Source organism: Pseudomonas sp. GW821-FHT03C07 (assembly GCF_059420925.1).
Genome location: NZ_JBWKUQ010000002.1, coordinates 564,273 through 581,920, shown reverse-complemented (window position 1 = coordinate 581,920; position 17,648 = coordinate 564,273). Strand labels below are relative to the sequence as shown.

Genomic DNA, 17,648 nt, shown 5'->3' with positions numbered 1-17,648 from the left:
ACGCGAGCCGACCCTCTCGGGGGCGTTGGGATCGCGACCGATGTGGTTGAAACGTCAGGATCAGTAGTCCCTGGGCCCGCCGGACCCAGGTGCGTCGGACATCAGCTCTCGAGCTGGCGACCGCGGGTTTCCGGCAGGCTCAAGGCCGCCAGGATCACCACCGCGTAGGCACCGGCGGCAAACACGCCGATACCGACGCCAATCGGCAGGGTTTCACTCAGCGCGCCGATAAACAGCGGAAACAACGCGGCGATGGAGCGCCCGGCGTTGTAGCAGAAGCCCTGGCCCGAACCGCGCATGCGGGTGGGAAACAGCTCGGTGAGAAATGCGCCCATGCCGGCGAAGATGCCCGAGGCGAAGAATCCCAGGGGAAAACCCAGCCAGAGCATCCAGGTGTTATCGATGGGCAGTTGGGTATAGGCCAGGACGATGCACATGGAGCCGACGGCAAAGAGGATGAAGTTCTTCTTGCGACCGATGGCATCGGTCAGCAACGCGCTGATGACATAACCGATATAGGAACCGACGATCACCATCGCCAGGTAGCCGCCAGTGCCCAGTACACTCAGGCCACGCTCGGTTTTCAGGTAGGTCGGCAGCCAGGTGGTGATCGCGTAGTAACCGCCCAGCGCGCCAGTGGTCAGCAACGATGCACGTAAGGTGGTGCTGAGCATCCGTGGCGCGAAGATCTCGAAGAAGGCCCAGGGCGAAGGCTTTTCAGCCTGGCTCAGACGCTCGTCCCGAGCCTGCTCGAAGGTGTCGGACTCCTTGACCAGCCGGCGGATCACCAGCACGAACAGCGCCGGTACCAAGCCGACCATGAACAGCGCCCGCCAGGCCTGCTCCGGCGGCAGGAAACTGAACAAGCCGGCATAGAGCAAGGCCGTCAAACCCCAGCCCAGGGCCCAGCCGGCCTGCACCATGCCCACCGCCTTGCCGCGATCCTGGGAGCGGATCACCTCGCCGATCAGCACCGCACCGGCGGTCCACTCGCCACCAAAACCGAAGCCCATCAGCGTACGGGCCACCAGCAGTTGATCGTAGCTCTGCGCCAACCCGCACATGAAGGTGAAGAAGGCAAACCAGAGCACCGTCAGTTGCAAGGTGCGCACCCGGCCGATGCGGTCGGACAAGATCCCGGCGATCCAGCCGCCGGCCGCCGAGGCCAGCAAGGTCGAGGTGCCGATCAGCCCGGCCTCGCCCTTGGAAATGCCCCAGGTGGCAATCAGGGTGGGAATCACGAAACTCAGCATCTGGGTGTCCATGCCGTCCAGGCCATAGCCGATCTTGCAACTCCAGAAAGTGCGTTTTTCATTTTTGCTCAGCGGGCCGTACCAACTGAACGGGCCGGCACGGCGCGTCCCTGAAGGCACGGGGTCAGTCATGGTGTGTTCCATGGAGGGTTCCTGCGGCAGCAAGGGAAGATGACGGACACGCCTCGTTGTTTTTTTGTGAAGGCGTTGTCGTGGAGAGCCGATGCAGATGCGCTACATCGTGGAGTGGATTCTTCGCGCCGCGGCGGTGCAGCGTCAAACGGGAAAAAAGCCGGTCAATGCATAAGAAAAGTTGATGGCCCCTCAGGGACCTGTGTCGGGATACCGGCGTGCCGCGCGCAACCACGGATCAGTTTTTCTTGTTCGCAATAACAGATTTTCTCGTTGGACGAGGTGCTCGCCGCGCCCTAAAAAGACCTCGACCCAACACAAAAGAGAAGTTCGATGAACCTGTCTGCGCTGTCCTTCGATCAGTTGCGCCATCTGGCGCCGCGCACCTTGCGCCAACACATCGCCACCGACCAGTATCAAGGCCACACCAGCGGCCTGGGCCTGGGCCGGGTACAAGCCAATATCGTGATTCTGCCGGGGGACTGGGCCGACGAGTTCCTGCGTTTCTGCACCCTCAATCGCCAGGCCTGCCCGATACTGGACATCACCCAACCCGGCGACCCGATCTTCCGCCACCTGGGCGACAGCGTCGACATCCGCCACGACGTGCCGCGCTATCGAGTCTATCGCCAGGGCGAACTGAGCGAGGAGCCGCAGAACATCAAGCACCTCTGGCGCGAGGATATGGTGGCCTTCGCCATCGGTTGCTCATTCTCCTTCGAACAACCCTTGCTGGAGGCCGGCATCGACCTGCGCCACGTCAAATTGGGCCGTAACGTGGCGATGTTCCAGACCAATATCGACACCCGTCCCACCGAGCGCCTGCGGGGCAAGCTGGTGGTGAGCATGCGACCGCTGAAGGCCGCCGACGCGATCCGGGCGGTGCAGATCACCGGGCGCATGCCCAATGTGCATGGCGCGCCGGTGCACATCGGCGACCCGCGACTGATCGGCATCCACGACCTCGGCACACCGGACTATGGTGACGCCGTGCCGCTGGCTGACGATGAACTGCCGGTGTTCTGGGCCTGCGGCGTGACGCCGCAATCCGTGGTGCAAGCGTCACGCCCACCGTTATGCATTACCCATGCGCCGGGTTGCATGCTGGTGAGCGATCTGCACAATCACAGCCTTTGACTCAGGCCGTGGTGTTCACCGAAGTGCCCGAGGTGCTGCTGCCCTCTGCCTGCAAGGCAGTGGTCAGGGCGGCGGTGACCGTTGAAATGGAACCGGCAACGGAAGACACCTGCGACTCCGCGCTCGATATCGCGGTGGCCTTGGCGTCAGGGGTATCCGTGCTCGCCTGAGCCTTCTGCATTTGCAGCTCCGCTTGCTGCAACTGCTTTTGCAGAGCGGCCAGCTGCTTTTGCAACTGCTTGACCGTCTCGGAAGCAGAGCTGCTGCTGGAGCTGGAGCTGTCGCTGCTACCCGATGCGCCGCCGGCGCCCGCCGGTTGGCTGCCGCCGGCCTGGGTGGTGCTAGCCGCAGCCCCTGTGGTGCTGGTGCTGGTGGTGTCAGTAGCGGTGGTGCCGGTGGTCTTGTTGGTGCTCGTGGTGGAAGGGATTGGGGCAATGGTGACCGAAGTAATGCTGACCATGGAGATCTCCTGATTCAGTTATGGGCAGTCATGTCATCGACAACCTTTCAACATGATTGAGATCGATTCTGTATCACACGTGTCAGCGTCCCGATACAAGGCCACGTCCATGTGGCCGCGGATCAGCCCGCGAGGCGCGCCGTCACGTCATTCAACTGCCCCGACAAGCCGTGCAGGTTCTGGCTCGCGGCCTCGGTGCGTTTGACGTTATCCAGGTTGGTACTGGCGATGGCGGTGATCTCGGTCAGGTTGCGCGAAATGTCTTCAGCCACCGAGGTCTGCTCTTCGGCGGCGGTAGCGATCTGACGGTTCATGTCGCGGATCGCTTCCACCGCGGTGGTGATGCGTTCGAGCATGGCGCCGGCCTCGGTCACCTGCTCGACGCTCTCTTCACTGCGAGCCTGCCCGCCCTCGATGGCCTGGGCCGCATCCACCGCGCCGGTCTGGACCGATTGGATGATCTGGTTGATCTCGATGATCGACGCCGCGGTGCGTTGGGCCAGGCTGCGCACCTCATCGGCGACCACGGCAAAGCCGCGTCCGGCTTCACCGGCACGGGCCGCCTCGATGGCGGCGTTGAGCGCCAGCAGGTTGGTCTGTTCGGCAATCCCGCGAATCACTTCCAGCACCTTGCCGACCCGTCCGCTGTCGGCTTCCAGGCGCCGAATGACCGCGGCGGTGGTGCTGATCTCAGCGCGCATGCGGGTAATGGTCTCGATGGTCGATCGCATCACCAGCTCACCCTGCTGGGCCGCGCGATCGGCATCATCCGCCGCCGTAGCGGCATCCCCGGCATGGCGAGCGACTTCCTGGGCGGTGGCGGACATTTCGGTCATCGCCGTGGCCACCTGGTCGGTACGCTGGAACTGTTCGTGGGTACCCTGGGCCATCACACAGGCAATCGACTTCAGTTCGCCACTGGCGCCATCCAGGTCCGAGGTGCTGCGCTTGAGGCGGCTGAACGTCTCGGCCAGGAAGTCGCGCAAGGTATTCGCCGCCACCGCCAGGCGACCCAGTTCGTCTTGGCGATCGGCATTCACCCGATCAGCGAACTTGCCTTGGCTCAATTGCGCCACGTAGTCGATCAGGCGGCGGATCGGTTCCACCAGGTTGCGGTTGACCAGCCACAGGCTCAACAGACCGATCAGCAGACCTGAAACCAGCAACACCAGGATGCCGACCCAGATGGTTCGCTCGGCGAGGGCACTGATGGCCTGCGACTGCTCATCGCCTTGCTGGCGCAACTGGGCGACCAGGGTCTTCATCTGCTCGCTGGCGGCACGGTCGACGCCCTTGACCGCCTGGTCACCGGCGCTCGCCTCGGACCCGGCCGCCAGGTAAGCCTCGCGGCCTTTCAGATAGGCAGTGCCGAGCACCCGGTGTGCTTCACGCAATTGCTCGATCTGCGATTTCAACTGAGCGTCCATGCCCGGTTGGCTGACCAGACGGCCAAGGATATCCTGCACATCGCGCTGACGCGCTTCAAACTGCGACCAGTAGCGATTGAGATCCTCCGGTTGCTTGCCACGCAACAGGACGTCCTTCCACTCCTGCACCTGCGCCTTGAATTGCACGTTGGCTTCGTCGATCAACTGCGAAGTGCGCAAGGGGCCCGCGAGCAAATCCCGATAATCCTGGACGCCGTTGGACAACAGGTGAAAACAGGTCAGCGCGATCAGCAACATGGCGATCAGGCTGCCGCTCAGGAGCGTGAGAATTTGAGCTCTCAGGGATTTTTTCAACATCGGGGGGAGTCTCTGAACAAGGATTGAGCGTCCCCTGTAGGAAACGCAAGGAGTCGAAACATCCTTGTCAGCGACAACCGGGCTCATGGCCAAATAGTGCTGTGGGTAACATCACTACCATCGGCGCGCCAGTACGGCGCTTGAATCAAACCGACTACCGGTCAACGGCGCGCATCATACCCGCCGATCGGTTAAAAAATCTCGAAGCATTTGCTTACATATCGTTCGTCACAAAACTGCCAAAAAGCCTTGCGATGATGAGACCCGTGAACCTGTGAAAAAAAGTTTCAGGCGTTCCCCTTCAGCGAGCCTCCATGAACCACAGCCTTGACCAAAGCCACCGTGACCCGGATCTGTTCGGCCTGCTTTACGGTTTTCGCTTCCGCACCGGCGAACGGGGCGAGGAAATCGACTCGGCCACCGCCCTGCAATGCCTGCAACAACCGGAAAATCCCGATGAGTTCATCTGGCTGCACCTGAACCTCGCGCACGCTGCCTGCGAACGCTGGATGAAGACGCACCTGTCGTTGCCCGAAGAATTTTTCGAGGCGCTGCACGAAGGCTCGCGCTCGACCCGTATTGAGCACGTGGACAACGCCCTGCTGGCGGTGGTCAACGACGTGGTATTCAACCTCAGCAGCATGGTCTCCTCGGACATCTCCACGCTGTGGGTCTGTGCCCGCAGCAAACTGTTGATCAGTGCGCGCCTGCAACCCCTGCATTCGGTGGACAAGCTGCGCTCCTCGGTCAAGGCCGGCGAACGCTTTCGCTCGCCACTGGAATTGCTCGTGCACCTGCTGCGCGACCAGGGTGAAGTGCTGACCCAGATCGTGCGCAAGACCAGCACCAGCGTCGACCAGATCGAAGACCAGTTGCTGGCCCTGCGCCTGAGCAACAACCGCGCCGAACTGGGCGCCATGCGCCGGATACTGGTACGCCTGCAACGCCTGCTGGCCCTGGAGCCGGGCTCGTTGCTGCGGCTGCTCAACCGTCCGCCGCAATGGTTGCAGAAGGAAGACGTCAAGGAACTGCGCAAGTCCACCGAGGAGTTCTCGCTGATCCTCAGCGACCTGGAAGCCCTCGGCGAACGGATCAAGCTGTTGCAGGAAGAGATCGCCGCCGGCCTCAACGAACAGAGCAACCGCACCCTGTTCACCCTGACCGTGGTCACGGTGCTGGCACTGCCGATCAACATCATTGCCGGCTTCTTCGGCATGAACGTCGGCGGCATCCCTCTGTCCGGTGACCCGGAAGGCTTCTGGATCCTGGTGGCGCTGGTGGCGACCTTCACCGTGCTGGCCGGGCGCTGGGCGTTTCGTAAACGTCAGGATTACTGATCTGGCGCAGTCAGCCTGTAACATTTGGAAACGATCATGTCTGGCATCCGTTCTCAAAAAGGATTTCCGGCATGGCCACTCCGTCATCGACTGCTGCCTCGCCCTCCCAGGACGCAGGTAAACCCCAGTTTGAAAGCACTCCCCGCTCGCGCTTCGTCAACACCCTGATCTTTTTCGCGGTGCTGCCCATGGCGCTGCTGTTCACCGCCTACAGCCTGATGCACGACATGCACGACTTCGGCAGCGTGGTCACCACCTGGACGCCTTTCCTGCTGCTCGGCGTGGCGCTGTTGATCGCCCTGGGCTTCGAGTTCGTCAATGGTTTCCACGACACCGCCAATGCCGTGGCCACCGTGATCTACACCCATTCCCTGCCGCCGCATTTCGCCGTGGTCTGGTCCGGCTGCTTCAACTTCCTCGGCGTGCTGCTCTCCAGCGGTGCGGTGGCCTTCGGCATCATCGCCCTGCTGCCGGTGGAACTGATCCTGCAAGTCGGCTCCTCGGCCGGCTTCGCGATGATCTTCGCCCTGCTGATCGCCGCCATCCTGTGGAACCTCGGCACCTGGTGGCTGGGCCTGCCGGCCTCCTCGTCCCACACCCTGATCGGCTCGATCATCGGTGTCGGCGTAGCCAACGCTCTGATGCACGGACGCGACGGCACCAGCGGCGTGGACTGGAGCCAGGCGACCAAGATCGGTTACGCCCTGCTGGTATCGCCATTGGTGGGTTTCTTTTGCGCCGCGCTACTGTTGCTGGCCTTGCGTTTGTTGGTCAAGAACCGCGCGCTTTACAAAGCCCCCAAAGGCAATACACCACCACCGTGGTGGATTCGCGGCCTGCTGATCCTGACCTGTACTGGCGTGTCCTTCGCCCATGGCTCCAATGACGGGCAAAAGGGCATGGGCCTGATCATGCTGATCCTGGTCGGCACCCTGCCGATGGCCTACGCATTGAACCGCACCATGCCCACCGACCAGGCACTGCAATTCGCCGCGATCGCCGAAGTTACCCAGCAGGCGTTGGTACGCAATGCACCGCAACCGACCGCAACCGACCCGCGCCAGACACTCTCCGAGTATGTGCGCAGTAAACAGCCGACACCGGAACTGATCCCGGCGCTGGCCGCCCTGGCCGGCAATATCGGTACTGAAGTCAAGAGTTACGGCTCGCTGGCCAAGGTTCCGGTCGAAGCGGTGGGCAACGTGCGCAACGACATGTACCTGAGCAGCGAAACCATTCGCCTGATGGACAAGGACAAGATCGGCAACTTCGACGCCGATACCCAAGCCAAGCTGCAGCTGTTCAAGCAACAGATCGACGGCGCCACGCGCTTCATTCCACTGTGGGTGAAGATTGCCGTGGCCATCGCCCTGGGCCTGGGCACCATGGTCGGCTGGAAGCGCATCGTGGTCACCGTGGGTGAGAAGATCGGCAAGACCCACCTGACCTACGCCCAGGGCGCCTCGGCGGAAACGGTCGCCATGCTGACCATCGCCGCCGCGGACATGTACGGTTTGCCAGTGTCCACCACCCACGTCCTGTCCTCGGGCGTCGCCGGGGCCATGGTCGCCAATGGCGGCGGCTTGCAGATGCGCACCATCCGCAACCTGGTGATGGCCTGGGTCCTGACCCTGCCAGCAGCGATCCTGTTGTCGGGCAGCCTGTACTGGTTGTTCACGCAGATTTTCTAAGCCCTGCCCCGATGACCGCATGCCCCTGGCATGCGGTCATGTTCAAACCTCGCCAAACGCCGCCTGCGTTACCTGCCCCAACCAATCCATGAACACCCGCACGCGCCGGGGCAGATGACGTTGTTGGGCATACAACAACGACACCTCCAGCGGCGCCGGCAGATAGTCGGGCAATACCGCCAGCAATTCACCGCTGTGCAGATGCTTGCGTACGCCATGGTACGGCGCCTGTATGGCACCTATGCGGCGATGAAAGGCGCGATGGAGACCTTGACCCGTTACCAGGCCAGGGAACTGGGGGCTCGCGGGATCAGCGTCAACTGCCAGGCGCCAGGCGCCATCGAAACCGATTTCGGCGGCGGCAGCGTGCGCGACAACAAAGACCTGAATGACTATGTCGCGGCCAACACCGCGCTGGGCCGTGTCGGTTTGCCGGACGATATCGGCGGCGCTATTGCGCTGCTGCTGAGTGACGCCGGGCAGTGGATCACCGGGCAACGGATCGAGGCTTCGGGCGGGATGTTCCTGTAAATTCAGCGCGCTGCGCAACGGCACCTCGCCCCTGCGCGGCGTCCCGGCGAACTCGATCCAACCTTCGTTGAAGCCGTCGATCATCTGCATGCGCGGCAGCGGGTTATTCATCCCCAGGGCGCGGAACAACACCTCCCAAGTCGGTGGCAGGGCTCGCTAACCATGTGGATGGCCGCCTTCGGCGGTTCGCGAGCAAGCTCTGCTCCTACAGGGAACTGGAATGCCTGGTCGCCGAGTGTGACGACCTGGTGGAATTGGTCCGCCAAGGCCGGGCCCAGGTGGCCTTTGCCGAACGGCAGGACAGCTAACCGCCGGACCTGGGCAGTGCCACAGTGGAGGAACGTACCGAATTTGCCGTGTTCGTCCATCGTGAGCATCCCTTGGCGCAACAGGCCAAGGTCGATCAGGCCGGCCTGCAGCAGCACCGCGAATTGCGCCTGGCGAGCATCCTCAAGCCTTACGAGAGTCGTGCCCAGGGCCGCTTCTGGTCGGCGTCGAGTTACCTGATGCTGCTGGAAATGGCCCAGCGCGGGTTCGGCTGGGCACCGCTACCGCGCTGGCTGGTGGAGCGCTTCGACAACGCCTCGCTGGTGGAACCGCCGATCCGCGGCTGGCCACGGCCGGTGGCGGTGGATGCGCTCTGGTCACGTCGGCATCCACCAGGGCCGGCGGGCAGTTGGTTACTGGCGAAGATGCTGGAGTAACACCCGCTACCAGGCGCCGTTCAGTTCCTCCAAGCGACGCTCGATGAAACGCCGCTCCGGCGCCTGCTGCGTCAACGCCAGCGCACGCTGGTAAGCCTCGCGCGCCTGCTCTACCCGCCCCAATCGCCGGCAGAAATCCGCTCGCGCCGAATGCGCCAGGTGGTAGTCCAGCAACTCGCCGCGCCCGAGGATGCCCTCCACCAGCTCAAGCCCCGCCAACGGCCCGTCACGCATGGCCACCGCCACTGCCCGATTGAGTTCTATCACCGCCGAGGGCACTGCTCGCAACAACAGGTCATAGAGCCCGACGATCTGCCGCCAGTCGGTGTCCGCGGCCGTCGCCGACTCGGCGTGCACAGCGGCAATCGCGGCCTGCAAACCGTAGGGCCCGAAACGTCCGGTACCCAGTGCGCGCTCCACCAGCCCACAGCCTTCGGCAATCAGCGCCGGGTTCCAACGCGAGCGATCCTGGGCATCGAGCAGCACCAGTTCGCCACTTTCGGACACCCGCGCCTGACGCCGCGACTCATGCAACAACATCAACGCCAGCAAACCCATGACCTCGGGGTCCGGCAGCAACTCCAGCAACAGCCGTCCCAGGCGGATGGCTTCCGCCGTCAGGTCGTCGCGGGTCAGGCTGGCGCCGAGGGACGCTGAGTAGCCCTCGTTGAACACCAGGTAAATGACCCGCAACACCGTGTCCAGGCGCTCGGGTAATTCCGCCAGGGAAGGCACCTGATAAGGGATCTTCGCGTCACGAATCTTGGTCTTGGCGCGCACGATGCGCTGGGCGATGGTCGAGGGGCTCGCGAGAAAGGCTCGGGCAATTTCTTCGGTGGTCAGGTCGCAGACTTCGCGCAACGTCAGCGGTACCTGGGCATCCGCCGACAACGCCGGGTGACAACAGGTAAAGATCAACCGCAGCCGATCATCCTCGACATCCTCATCCTTCCATTCACTTTGCTCCAGCGCTTCGGCCTGGGCGATCAGTTGCCCCTGGGACGCGGTAAACCGCGCCCGGCGGCGTAGCACGTCGATGGCCTTGAAACGCCCGGTGGAGACCAACCAAGCCCGGGGATTGGCCGGCACGCCATCGCGCTGCCAGCGTTCGACGGCGATAAAGAAGGCTTCGTGCAAGGCCTCCTCGGCCAAGTCAAAATCCCCCAGCAAACGGATCAGGGTGGCCAGGATCCGCCGCGATTCGCCTCGGTACACCGCCTCGACCTGCTGCTTGACGCTATCGGGCTCAACGGTCAATCCAGCACCCCCTGGCTGACCAGCAAGGCCAGGCGATCGAGACTCTCGCCCCAGCCCTGATAAAACCCCATCTGCTCGTGCGCCACCTTTTCCGCCGCCGCCCCGTGCAAACGCCCGGGCGGTATATGCTCACTCCATGGGGGCCCCACCATTGGCTCAGCAAACGGGGTTCGGTCCAGGCCCGAAAGACCGAGTTGCGCGGCGCCTTGATCAGGTGACTGATGGACAACTCATGTTCGGCTCCCGCAAGGGGTAGCGGTTGGTGGTTCATCTTCAGGCTCCTTTTATTATTCTTATAGTTGCCGTTTGAAAGCGCTCGCTCCCTCAGAGATTCAGCGCCCGCACCGGCCGTACTTCCACGCTGCCCACTCGCGCGGCGGGGATATGCCCGGCGATCTGCAAGGCTTCGTTCAGGTCTCGGGCCTCCACCAGGTAGAACCCGGCCAGTTGTTCCTTGGTTTCAGCAAATGGCCCGTCGACGATCGACAGCTTGCCGCCGCGCATGCGCACCGTGGTGGCGGTGCTCACCGACTCCAGCGGCTCGGCGGCGAGCATTCGGCCACTGGCCCGGATCGACTCGGCGTAGGCCAGGCACTCGGGGTCCTGGGGACTCTCGGGATGGGAATGCAGCAGCTCCTCATTACTGTAGATCAGGCACAGGTATTTCATGGAATGTCTCCAGGGCGGTCGAACAACTATGGCTGCTGTTTCGCGCTTTGGCGAAGGCCGCCGACGATCAGCAGAAGTACGAATAGTCGTCTGGAAGTGAGTGAAATCGACAGACGCAAAAAGTCGCAGGAAAAAATAATATCGCGGCCGTCAAAGCCGATAGAATCCACTTCCGCCGTCAGAAAAAAGACCAGCAACCGTGAGAATATCCACGAATCCCCGGTTGGCCCGCTACGACGACCTGAGCGCCCTTCAGCGAGAGCAGCTTGTGGGTCTTGAGGTGCACCCTGAACAGCTGCGATTTTGCGGCGATATCCAGGCGGCGCTGCACTTCCTGCCCCGCGCCCCCCATGACGGCGTGCTCGGTTTCGTCCTGCTCGCCAACGAGATGCCGGTGGCCTTTCTGTTGCTCAAGCGCCATCCCTTCGTCCCGCACTGGGCCGCCGCCGGCAGCGCCACCCTGCATGCCCTGCAGGTCGATAAACAGGCCCAGGGCCGAGGTTTCGGCGCGGCCTGCCTGCAAGCCCTGCCCGAAGCGGCACGCCAGGCCTGGCCTCAGGTCCGTGAATTACTCTTGTCAGTAGGAACCGATAACCAGGCGGCGATGAACCTTTACCTGAAACAGGGTTGGGTCGATACCGGCGAAGCCTATCGCGGCGAACGACGATTGACCCTGACACTTTAAAGTTCCGGGTGGCCATAAGTATGAGATCAGTCAGTCATTAACAGTAAAACTTGATCGCTGGGCAAACTCGCCTTCCAGTTATTAAATCAATCACGTCGCTACTTCACCAGGAAGCCAGCGCGTCGCTACTTGATAAAGCGTTATTTAATCCAGGTAGCCATTTAATAAACTGAAAGGACTCAATACCCATGGATGCACAAAGTCGAACCTCAAACAATCCGCCAAAAAACTCGCCCTCCGCGGCTATCGAGCGATCCGATAGTCCCGGAAGACCCGATCTGGAATTTGGTGAACACCGTGATGGCCTGGTTATCTTTTCAGAGGCGGGCCCTGGTTTTGTCGGCCCATCGTTATTATGGCCCGATGGCCGTCATCGGTTTATCGGCGTACATGAAGACCGGCCGGAAAGTATCACTCTGGCCAACTTCACCGCAGACGGCTTTTACCATCTGGACTTGGCCCAACCGCTCGGAAGTTCCAGCCGAAGACTGATCAAGGCCGTCGTCGACGAAGACGACAAGTTCCTCTTGCTGGGCCACTTTCGCTCCGGCGAACAGGCCTTTTGCGCCCGCCTCACTGAAAGCGGCGCCCCGGACCCCGATTTCGGCGATAACGGCCAGGTTACCCTGCCTTACACGGCGCCCTGGATCGGCTATGGTCGCAGGCTCGCCCTGCAACCCGCGGACGGTTTTATCGTCCTGGCCCTCAGGAACAGCGCCGTGGGCGAGCCGGAACGCGATGTGATCGTGCGTCTCGACCGCAGTGGCAGTTTTGACCTGCGCTTCGGCACCTGCGGCGTGGTCACGGCACCGGAACCGAACATCGCCTTCGAGGCGGTTCAGGTCCAGGCCGATGGCAAGCTGATCGTGGCCGGTAGACGGGGTCGCAAGGCCATGCTGATGCGCTACGGAACCACTGGCCTGCCGGACAAGACCTTCGGTTGCGCCGGCTATCTGGAACTGGAGCCGGCCCGTGACGGCAACGCCGCGTTTTTCGATATCGCCGTGCAGCCCGACCAGAAGATCGTCGTCAGCGGCTCCGCGGATCTCTCCCACAACATCGCCCTGCTCACCCGAGTCACAGCCGACGGCAAGCTGGACACCACGTTCAACGCCGGGGTGCCCTGGGAACTGCCGGAACTGGATATCGCCTTCGCCCTCACGGTGCAGGAGGACGGGAAAATCGTCAGCACCGGTCATATCAACAGCGGCAGCCGCTGCTGGCTGATGCGCCACCTGAGCAACGGCGAGCTCGACCCCGACTTTGGCGACAACGGGATCAGCCGCGTGATCAACATCTCCGGTAGCACCAGCTATCTCTCCCACCTCGAACTGCAGCCTGATGGCAAGATCCTGATCTCCGGACGCTACGCCACCCATTCGGCGGTGATTCGCTGTCACGGCAACTGAGCCCCAGCCGGTAACACCGCCCCAGCAGGAGCATCAACCAGCGGCTCCTGCTGGGGAGAGCAACGCTCATATCGGCTGCGTGGCGCCCCTCGATGCCACCCAGGCGCCCCAGAACAAGCTGGAGAAGAACCGCGTCGCGGTGCCGAACCCGGCCCCCTCAAGCAAGCGCTGAACCGCCGCCTCCGAGTGCGGCGGATCGGCACCCTGGAGGATCTTGCCGAGCTTGGCGCGCACGGCGTCGGCGCTCGCCCCCTGCTGACGCCAGCGCTCGCCCCAGGCCGCCAACAACAGCGGCTGGCTGGCATAGGCCTGATGGTTGCCCGCGACAATCAACGGGGCGCCTGGTTTGAGCCGGGCGGCGATCGCCTTGAGGATGTCATGCTTGGCTTGATCGCCGGGCAGGTGATGCAAGACCCCGATCAGGGTCGCGGCATCATAGGGCGGCTCGTCCGTCAGTTCCTCGAGCGTGCCGAGGAATACCCGCGTGCGCTCCAACAACCCCTGTGCCTGGAGGCTGGCCTGCGCCAACTCAAGCATCGGGGCCGAGGGGTCGACCGCGGTAAACCGCCAAAGCGGTTCAAGCAGCCCCGCCGTAAGGATTTCCTGGGCGGTACCGCCGGCGCCCACCACCAGGATCCTCGCCTCACGCCCGCTGCCCAGGCTGGCAGCCAGCATGCAGGCGACCAACTCGTGACAGGCGTCATAACCAGCCAGGGCAATGCGGCTTTGCTCGGCGTATTCGCCAGCACGGGAAATATCGAACTTTCGAGCAGAATCCGGGTGTTCGGACGACATGGGTGTTCTCTCTTCGCCAGGGACTTCAACCCAAGGTAGTCGTACCGTAAAAATAAATAAAATTCACGTTTTTAATGCAAGGCATTCCTTGAAGGAATACAAAAAACACCGATGGTTCCATGAACCATGCGTGCCAAGCCTGCCCCCTGATCGAACACCGACGATAACGTGAAGCCACCGCGAATGGCCGCGGGAAGGCGACTGCAGCCCACTTCGTATCCGCCCCATATTGTTGCGCGAACACCCCGTAAAGCTTTCATATAGTCGATGTCATTTGCCCGGAATTTCGACTATTTCTCTGCAGGTCGCCGCCTGATGCGGTGTTTTCCGGAGACCTGCCATGACCCATATCCAAATCGGCCTGCTTATGCTGTTGGGCATCTGCGCGTTCGGCGTGATCACCCTCTACCTCGACTTCTGGCGTGCGGCCAAGGTGCAACGGGAGAACAAATAAGCCGTCACAGACCGACCAGGCGATAGCCCACCTGCAGTTCGGTGATCAGGTGCTGCGGCTGCGCCGGGTCGGCTTCGAGTTTTTGCCGCAGATGCGCCATATGCACCCGCAGGTAATGGGCGCGATCGGCATAGTCCAGCCCCCAGACATCCAGCAGTAACTGTCGGTGAGTCAGTACCCGCCCCTGCCCCCGGATCAACGCGCTCAACAGGCGAAACTCGATCGGTGTCAGGTGCACGCCCTCGCTGCCACGGCGCACCTCATGGGTTGCCAGATCAACCTCGACCGCACCGAAGCGCACCTTGCTGCTCACCGCCGCCGTGCCGCTTTGTACCTGCCGCCGCAGTTGCGCGCGAATACGCGCGAGCAGTTCGGGAACACCAAACGGCTTGACCAGATAGTCATCGGCCCCGGCATCCAGCGCGGCGACTTTTTCATCTTCGCGATCACGGGCCGACAACACCAGGATCGGTACGCTCATCCAGCCACGCAGCTCGCTGATCAGGTCTTTGCCGTCACCGTCGGGCAGGCCCAGGTCGACAATCACCAGGTCCGGCTGACGGCTCGCCGCGTCGATCAGCGCGCGCTTGCTGCTATCGGCCTCGAAGACCTGGAAGCCTTCGTCCTGCAAGGCGATACCGATGAAACGGCGGATATTGGCTTCATCCTCGACAATCAGGATACGGGTGCTGGTCATAAGGTTTCCATGGACGGCGGTTGACCCGCCGGTAAGCTGATAACAAAACAAAGGCCGTTCGGCGCCCGTGGCCGCGCGACAATCCGCCCTCCGTGGGCTTCGACAATCCGCCGGACCAGCGCCAGCCCCAGGCCGATACCGGACACCGCCGACTCTTGCCGGCCACGGCTGAAGGCTTCGAACAGTTGCTCCGGGGCAATACCGGACGGGCAGCCCGGGCCACTGTCGGCGACCTCGAGGACAATCTGTCGATCGACCTGGCTCGCGGTGATCTCGATCGGCGTATTCGCCGGGGTATATTTCGCCGCGTTGTCCAGCAGGTTGACCAACACCCGCTCGATCAGCAGTGCATCGATCTCCACCAGAGGCAGATCCACCGGCAACAGCGCCCGCACCGGGTGTCGGGCGAGGGGCTCACGCAATTGGCGCAAGGCGCTGCCGACCACTTCTTCCAGCGAATGCCACTGTCGATTGAGGCGCACCCCATGCTCCTGCAGGCGCGCCATGTCCAGCAGGTTTTCGATCAGACGCTGCATCGCGCAGGCCTGATCGTGAATCCCGCTCAACAAGCCACTGACCAATTCGTCGCGCACATGGGGCGCGGCTGCATCAGCGGCCCCGATAATGCTGGTCAAGGGCGTGCGCAGGTCATGGGAAATGGCCGCGAGCAAGGTATTGCGCATCCGCTCACCTTCCATCTGCACCAGGGTGCTTTGCGCCACTTCGACGAAATGCACCCGCTCCAGCGCAATCGCCAACTGGCTCATGCAGGCTTCCAGCAGACGCCGCTCATCGGGGTCCTTCAGACGTTCGGAATCATTCAGGTCGAGAACCAACACACCACGCACACGCATCGGCGCCTTGAGCGCAAAGTAGCAACCCGGTGCGGCAGCCAGGGTGTCACTGCCCTGCCCGGCCGGACGCCCCTGTTCGTAGGTCCACTGGGCGATGCTTTCATCCACTGGGAAGACACTGCCGAGCATAGTGCTGACCCGGTCGTTGGCATCGGGCAATGCCAGGCCGGCCCGGGCTTCGAACACGCCGCTGAAAGTGCGCAGCGCCACCGCGCCGAGCTGCTCGACGGTCAAGGCGGCGGACAGGTCGCGGGCCAACAACGCCAGCGAGGTCGCCCGGCGTTCCCGGGCAGCGGCCGTGCGTGCCTCGTGGCGCAGGCGCGCGGTCAGTTGCCCGGTGATCAGGGCAATGCCCAGCATCAAGGCGAAGGTGAAGAAGTACTGGGTGTCGTTGACGGTAAACGACAGTACCGGCTGGACGAAGAAAAAATCGAAACACAACACCGCCAGCATCGCCGCCCAGACACCCGGCCCGCGCCCCAGGCGCAGCGCCACCAGCACCACCGTCAGCAGGAACAGCATGACCACGTTGGCCGGGTCGAAGACTTGCAGCAACAACGCCGCCACCGCCGTGGCGGCGAAACAAGCCAGGCTCGCCCACAGGTAGGCCAGGCCCCTGCCCGGCGCCAGTCGCGGTTCCGCTTCCGGCCGGGACGGCGCCGTGCGCGGCAGCTCGCCATGGGCAATCACAATCTGGTCAATCTGCGGATGATGGCGACTGATCCGGTCGCTGACCGTCTGATGCCAGAACTGCCAGACCCGGCGTGGCCGATGGCCGAGCAACAGGCGGTTGGCATTGCGCTCACGGGCACAGGCCACCAGGGTTTCGGCGACATCGATGCCCGCCAGGATCGCGGTATCGGCACCGAACTCGGCGGCCAGGGCCAGGGTTTTCACCGCCGCCGCGCGCCGCCGCAGGGCCATGCCGCCGGTCGAGGCCGACTCGACATGCACCACGACCCAGTCGGCTTCGAGCTTCTGCGCCAGGCGCGCGGCTTCCCGCACCAGGCGTTCATCCGAGGGTGCGCCGGCGATCCCCACCAGCAAACGCTCACGGGCGGCCCACAAGGTGTCGATGGAACGCTCGCGGCGATAGACACGCATTTGCGCATCGACCCGATCGGCCGTGCGGCGCAGGGCCAATTCGCGCAACGCCAGCAGATTGCCTTTGCGAAAGAAGTGCCGCGATGCCCGCTCGGCGTGTGGGCCCTGGTAGACCTTGCCGTCCTTGAGGCGCTGCAACAGTTCGTCGGGGGCCAGGTCGATCAGCACCACCTCATGGGCACTGTCGAATACATGGTCGGGGACAGTTTCCCGCACACGGGTGCCGATGATGCCGCTGACCAGGTCGTTGAGGCTTTCCAGGTGCTGGACGTTCAGGCTGGTCCAGACCTCGATCCCGGCCCGCAGCAGCTCTTCGATATCTTGCCAGCGCTTGGGGTGGCGTGAGCCAGGGACATTGCTATGCGCCAGTTCGTCCACCAGCAGCACCGCCGGACGACGGACCAGGGCCGCATCGAGATCGAACTCCGACAACATGCTATCGCCATGGGCCAGGCGATGGAGCGGCAGTTGCTCCAGGCCGGCGAGCAAGGCGGCCGTGTCACCACGGCCGTGGGTTTCGATCAGCCCGGCGACCAGGTCGCGGCCCTGGGCCCGCTCACGGTGGGCGGCCTGGAGCATGGCGCAGGTTTTCCCGACCCCGGCGTTCGAGCCGAAATAGATGCGCAAACGGCCGCGCTGGGCGGCCTTCTCGTCTGCTTGCAGTTGCTCCAGCAGCGCATCCGGATCGGGTCGACCGTCGCGGCTGGTGCGGGAGAGGTCATTCAAATCCATGT

13 protein-coding genes and 3 pseudogenes are annotated in these 17,648 nt (G+C 63.0%); 7 read left to right on the top strand and 9 right to left on the bottom strand.

The annotated features are described in order from the left end of the window. Positions 1–101: 101 nt before the first annotated feature. Positions 102–1,385 (bottom strand): MFS transporter, encoded by a 1,284-nt coding sequence (locus tag AC07VG_RS05900; protein WP_495002481.1) that lies wholly within the window; start codon positions 1,383–1,385, stop codon positions 102–104. Between the two features lie 333 nt (positions 1,386–1,718). Between AC07VG_RS05900 and AC07VG_RS05895 the strand changes: the two genes are divergently transcribed. Next, positions 1,719–2,522, top strand: a complete 804-nt coding sequence (locus AC07VG_RS05895) for a putative hydro-lyase (protein WP_495020641.1) — start codon at positions 1,719–1,721, stop codon at positions 2,520–2,522. Between the two features lies 1 nt (position 2,523). Here the strand turns inward: AC07VG_RS05895 and AC07VG_RS05890 are convergent, their stop codons facing one another. Both AC07VG_RS05890 and AC07VG_RS05885 read right to left on the bottom strand, forming a co-directional pair. Then, on the bottom strand, positions 2,524–2,982 hold the full coding sequence (locus AC07VG_RS05890; RefSeq protein WP_495020640.1) for a hypothetical protein: 459 nt from the start codon (positions 2,980–2,982) through the stop codon (positions 2,524–2,526). A gap of 122 nt (positions 2,983–3,104) precedes the next feature. Further along, positions 3,105–4,727: a methyl-accepting chemotaxis protein gene (locus AC07VG_RS05885; protein ID WP_495020639.1), complete on the bottom strand. Its 1,623-nt coding sequence runs from the start codon at positions 4,725–4,727 to the stop codon at positions 3,105–3,107. A 314-nt stretch (positions 4,728–5,041) separates the two neighbouring features. Between AC07VG_RS05885 and AC07VG_RS05880 the strand changes: the two genes are divergently transcribed. Together AC07VG_RS05880 and AC07VG_RS05875 are read left to right on the top strand one after the other, a co-directional pair. Further along, positions 5,042–6,064, top strand: a complete 1,023-nt coding sequence (locus AC07VG_RS05880; RefSeq protein WP_495002478.1) for a transporter — start codon at positions 5,042–5,044, stop codon at positions 6,062–6,064. A gap of 71 nt (positions 6,065–6,135) precedes the next feature. Next, positions 6,136–7,755, top strand: a complete 1,620-nt coding sequence (locus AC07VG_RS05875) for an inorganic phosphate transporter (protein WP_495002477.1) — start codon at positions 6,136–6,138, stop codon at positions 7,753–7,755. Between the two features lie 42 nt (positions 7,756–7,797). Here the strand turns inward: AC07VG_RS05875 and AC07VG_RS05870 are convergent. After that, positions 7,798–7,995: pseudogene (locus AC07VG_RS05870) on the bottom strand (LysR substrate-binding domain-containing protein); the annotation flags it as partial. Between AC07VG_RS05870 and AC07VG_RS05865 the strand changes: the two are divergent. Together AC07VG_RS05865 and AC07VG_RS05860 are read left to right on the top strand one after the other, a co-directional pair. Further along, positions 7,987–8,286 (top strand): annotated as a pseudogene (locus AC07VG_RS05865) (SDR family oxidoreductase); the annotation flags it as partial. The pseudogenes AC07VG_RS05870 and AC07VG_RS05865 sit on opposite strands and share 9 nt — an antisense overlap. Before the next feature lie 212 nt (positions 8,287–8,498). Continuing rightward, positions 8,499–8,990: pseudogene (locus AC07VG_RS05860) on the top strand (substrate-binding domain-containing protein); the annotation flags it as partial. A 6-nt stretch (positions 8,991–8,996) separates the two neighbouring features. On the opposite strand, the gene AC07VG_RS05855 reads toward AC07VG_RS05860, so the two are convergent. Together AC07VG_RS05855 and AC07VG_RS05850 are read right to left on the bottom strand one after the other, a co-directional pair. Then, positions 8,997–10,247: an RNA polymerase sigma factor gene (locus tag AC07VG_RS05855; RefSeq protein WP_495020638.1), complete on the bottom strand. Its 1,251-nt coding sequence runs from the start codon at positions 10,245–10,247 to the stop codon at positions 8,997–8,999. A gap of 324 nt (positions 10,248–10,571) precedes the next feature. Further along, a complete protein-coding gene (locus AC07VG_RS05850; protein ID WP_495002475.1) occupies positions 10,572–10,916 on the bottom strand; it encodes a YciI family protein in 345 nt (114 codons plus the stop codon). Positions 10,917–11,115: 199 nt separating this feature from the next. Between AC07VG_RS05850 and AC07VG_RS05845 the strand changes: the two genes are divergently transcribed. Together AC07VG_RS05845 and AC07VG_RS05840 are read left to right on the top strand one after the other, a co-directional pair. Next, positions 11,116–11,601, top strand: coding sequence for a GNAT family N-acetyltransferase (locus AC07VG_RS05845; protein ID WP_495020637.1), 486 nt, complete (start codon positions 11,116–11,118; stop codon positions 11,599–11,601). Positions 11,602–12,056: 455 nt separating this feature from the next. Beyond that, the gene (locus tag AC07VG_RS05840; RefSeq protein ID WP_495002473.1) at positions 12,057–13,010 is read left to right on the top strand and encodes a hemolysin; all 954 of its coding nucleotides are present in this window, start codon (positions 12,057–12,059) and stop codon (positions 13,008–13,010) included. 66 nt (positions 13,011–13,076) lie between these two features. Here the strand turns inward: AC07VG_RS05840 and AC07VG_RS05835 are convergent, their stop codons facing one another. The 3 genes from AC07VG_RS05835 to AC07VG_RS05825 all read right to left on the bottom strand — a co-directional run bounded on the left by AC07VG_RS05835 (position 13,077) and on the right by AC07VG_RS05825 (position 17,646). Next, a complete protein-coding gene (locus AC07VG_RS05835) occupies positions 13,077–13,805 on the bottom strand; it encodes a class I SAM-dependent methyltransferase (RefSeq protein ID WP_495002472.1) in 729 nt (242 codons plus the stop codon). 458 nt (positions 13,806–14,263) lie between these two features. Then, positions 14,264–14,956: a response regulator gene (locus AC07VG_RS05830; protein WP_495002471.1), complete on the bottom strand. Its 693-nt coding sequence runs from the start codon at positions 14,954–14,956 to the stop codon at positions 14,264–14,266. Beyond that, the gene (locus AC07VG_RS05825; RefSeq protein ID WP_495002470.1) at positions 14,953–17,646 is read right to left on the bottom strand and encodes a DUF4118 domain-containing protein; all 2,694 of its coding nucleotides are present in this window, start codon (positions 17,644–17,646) and stop codon (positions 14,953–14,955) included. Before AC07VG_RS05825 ends, AC07VG_RS05830 begins: the two co-directional genes overlap by 4 nt. Positions 17,647–17,648: the final 2 nt, after the last annotated feature.